1 protein-coding gene is annotated in these 1,965 nt (G+C 66.3%); it reads right to left on the bottom strand.

Annotated features, from left to right (window positions below):
• Window positions 1-372: 372 nt before the first annotated feature.
• Complete coding sequence (locus EN738_RS33915; RefSeq protein WP_127287327.1) at window positions 373-1,950, bottom strand: trimethylamine methyltransferase family protein; 1,578 nt, start codon at window positions 1,948-1,950, stop codon at window positions 373-375.
• Window positions 1,951-1,965 lie beyond the last annotated feature (15 nt).

Below are 1,965 nucleotides of genomic sequence, written 5' to 3'. Positions count from 1 at the left end.
CGCGGCGCCACCTCCCCCCCCTCCGGAGGGAGAGGAAGGGAGCCGGCTGGAATCGCCTCGCGCCTTTCCTCTCCCCCGTCGATCGGGGGAGAGGTGTCGAGCGCAGCTCGACGGAGTGGGGGTCGACCGTGCACCAAATCAGCTTGATTTCCTGCTTTCTGGGTCGCGCCCGCTTTGCGGCGACTGCGCGTTTGAGGAGTGGCTTCCCCCACTCCGTCGCTGCTTCGCAGCGCCCCCTCTCCCCCCTCCGGAGGGAGAGGAAGGGTGCCGGCTGGAATCGCCTCGCGCCTTTCCTCTCCCCCGTCGATCGGGGGAGAGGTGTCGAGCGAAGCTCGACGGAGTGGGGGTCGACTGTTCATCACATACGGAAGATCAAAAATCGGTCGGGGCGCCGCCTTCGGCGCGGCGTTTCTCGACGAAGTCGTTCAGTTCTTCGCGGATCGCCGGGTCCATATAGGGTTCTTCGTAGGACGCCAGCCGCTCCTTCCAGACCCGGTTGGCCTTTTCGAGCGCCGTCGGCGAACCGGCCTCCGTCCAGCTTTCGAAATTGCGCCAGTCGGAAAGGACAGGCGAATAGAAGGCGGTCTTGTAGCGGTCCTGGGTGTGCTGGGTGCCGAAGAAATGGCCGCCGGGACCGACCGACTGGATGGCGTCGAAGCCGAGCGCGTCCTCCGACAGGTCGAGCGGGGTCAGGAACTCGGCCACCATTTGCAACAGGTCGATGTCGAGGATGGTCTTCTCGTAGGAGCAGCGCAGGCCGCCTTCGAGCCAGCCGGCCCCGTGCATCATCAGATTGCCGCCGCCCTGGATGGCGCCCCACAGCGAAAAGACGCTTTCGTAGGCGGCCTGCGCGTCGACGGTGTTGGCGGCGCAGGTGTTGGAGGTGCGGTAGGGGATGTTGTAGCGCCGCGCGAGCTGGCCGCCGACGAGCTGCGCTTTCATGTATTCGGGCGTGCCGAAGGCCGGCGCGCCGGACTTCATGTCGACATTGGAGGTGAAGCCGCCATAGCCGACAGGCGCGCCCTTCTTCACCATCTGCGCAAAGGCGATGCCGGACAGCGCCTCGGCGTTCTGCTGCACCAGCGCGCCGGCGATGGTCACCGGGGCCATGGCGCCCGAGAGCGTGAACGGCGTGACGATGACGACCTGGCCCTTGCTCGACATCTGGATGATGCCTTCCATCATCGGCACGTCGAGCTTGAGCGGCGAGTTGGTGTTGATGATGGTGAAGACCGACGGCTGCTCGAGCAGCTGCTCATGGCTGATGCCGCGCGCGATGCGGGTGATCTCGATGCCGTCGACATTGCGCTCCTTGCCGAGCGAATAGATGTGGAACACCTTGTCGGTCAGCATGGCGAGGTCGCGGATGCATTCCAGGTGCCGGACCGAGGGATGGATGTCGATCGGCTCGACCGGATAGCCGCCCGTGCAGTTGAGGATATTGTGCATCTGCGCCAGGCGCAGGAAGTTGCGATAGTCGGCCTGGTTGCCCGGACGGCGGCCACGGTCGAGATCGGAGCAGTTGGGCGCCGAGGCCATCATCGAGAGGATGACGTTGTTGCCGCCGAAGCGCAGATTGTGCGCCGGGTTGCGGGCATGCAGCGTGAATTCCGGCGGGCAGTGCGAGATCAGTTCGAGGATCAGGTCGCTGTCGAAGCGCACCCGCTCGCTGCCGTCGCGCACGTCGGCGCCATGCGCCTTCATGATGCGGCGGGCTTCGTCGTGCAGCACGTCGACGCCGATCTCCTTCAACACCCGCAGCGAGGCGAGGTGGATCGATTCCAATTCGTCATCCGAGACCAGCCTGGTCGGCGCGAGCGGATTCTTCAGCTGCCGGAACGGCGGCTGCTCGAACGCCGCCGAGCCACCGGCGCGCTTGCCCGCGCGGCCGCCGCGGCGGGCGCGATCGGGTGCCAGTGCCGGGTCGGCGGGGGGAAGGGGAGCGGGCATGAAAAGGCTCCTGGG

The organism is Mesorhizobium sp. M4B.F.Ca.ET.017.02.2.1 (assembly GCF_003998955.1).
Taxonomy (GTDB): Bacteria; Pseudomonadota; Alphaproteobacteria; order Rhizobiales; family Rhizobiaceae; genus Mesorhizobium; species Mesorhizobium abyssinicae.
This window is presented reverse-complemented; position numbering and strand designations above follow the sequence as displayed.

What these genes read in the sequence shown, in the direction of transcription:
- EN738_RS33915 (WP_127287327.1), bottom strand. Translation starts at nt 1,950, where the DNA reads ATGCCCGCTCCCCTTCCCCCCGCCGACCCGGCACTGGCACCCGATCGC.